Source organism: Pseudomonadota bacterium (assembly GCA_010028905.1).
GTDB lineage: Bacteria > Vulcanimicrobiota > Xenobia > RGZZ01 > RGZZ01 > RGZZ01.
The window spans coordinates 1-1,471 of record RGZZ01000788.1 but is presented as its reverse complement, the minus strand read 5'-3'; the positions used below and the strand labels follow the sequence as shown (position 1 = coordinate 1,471).

At 65.4% G+C, this 1,471-nt stretch carries 1 protein-coding gene; it reads left to right on the top strand.

Annotation, left to right across the window (positions count from 1 at the left end):
* Positions 1–182 precede the first annotated feature (182 nt).
* Positions 183–1,471, top strand: a 1,289-nt coding sequence (locus EB084_25310) for a magnesium transporter (protein NDD31583.1), incomplete at its 3' end; no start/stop codon positions are given.

The following is a 1,471-nucleotide window of genomic DNA, read 5'->3' as shown; positions in this document are numbered from 1 at the left end:
GCGTCCGACGTGCGCGCTGCTGTAGCGGCGCTGCTCGCGCGCTTTCCGGGGCTGCCAGCCGCCGAAGTCGAGAGCTGTCATGTAGCCATCGACGGAGAGCTCGTGATGGATCCCTTCCTCGAACCCCTGCGCCCGCAGTCGCGATTGGTGTTCGTGCAGCGCATCGGCGCGGGCTGAGCGCGATGGACGAGCAGCACGTCGAGTTGTACCAGCGCAGCCTCGAGGCCACCCTCGAGGAGATTCTTGCGCTCCTCGACAAGCAGCAGCTCGAACGCGATGTGAGCCTCAGACAGTCACACGGGCAGGGAGAGCTGGTGGGCGCCTTGCTCATGAGGCAGCACCGCGGTGAACTCGAGCGCCGCACGGTGCGCATGCACCCGGCAGATATCGCCTTCGTGCTGGAGCGCCTGCCCGACGAGCAGGAGAGGGAAGCACTCTGGGAAGTGATTCCCGCTACCCGTCGGGGTGGGGTGCTGCTCGAGCTTGCCGAGGGCGTAAGAGAGTCCCTCGTAGCCGGCATGCCGCAGCAGGACATCGTCGATGCTGCCTCCCACCTCGAATCCGACGAGATCGCCTGGCTGGTCCCCAGCCTGCCGAAGGATGCCGTCGCGGCGGTGATGTCGCAGCTCGACCAGCGCGACCGCAGCCAGGTGCGCGAGGTGCTGTCTTTTCCGGAGGACACGGTCGGTGCGCTGATGGACTTCGACATGGTCACGGTGCGTGACGATGTCGACGTGGAGGTAGTGCTTCGCTATCTGCGCCGTCACAAAGAACTTCCGGAACCCTTCGACCAGGTCTTCGTGGTCGATCACGACGCGGTGCTGGTGGGGGTGTTGCGGCTGCGTGACCTGCTCACCAACGATCCCGACACGCCGGTGAGCGAGATCATGGTGCGCGATGCACTGGTCTTCAGCACACACGATCCGGCCGACGAGGCCGTTCGGGCCTTCGAGCGCTACGATCTGGTGTCGGCGCCGGTGGTGAACCTGCACCGGCGCCTCGCTGGCGTTCTGCATTTCGCCGAGGTGATGGATCTCATCAGCGAGAAGGCCGAGAACCAGCCCCTGAAGCAGGTAGGTCTCAACGAAGACGAAGACCTCTTCGCCCCCGTGCTGCAGAGCGCCACCCACCGCTGGCCCTGGCTTGGGTTGAACCTGCTCACCGCACTGGTCGCGTCTCGCGTGATCGGTGCCTTCGAGGCCACCATCCAGCAGCAGGTCGCGCTCGCGGCGCTCATGCCGATCGTGGCGAGCATGGGCGGCAACACCGGGAACCAGACGGTGGCGCTGATGATCCGCGGCATCGCTCTCGAGCAGATCAGCAGCGCAAGTCTGGGTGTGGTCATCCGCAAAGAGGTGTCCATTGCAGCCGTCAACGGCCTGATGTGGGGCGCGATCATCGCGCTCGCCTCGCTCGCTTTTTACGGCCAGCCGATGCTCTCCACGGTGATGGGTGTGGCGGTTGCGGTGAA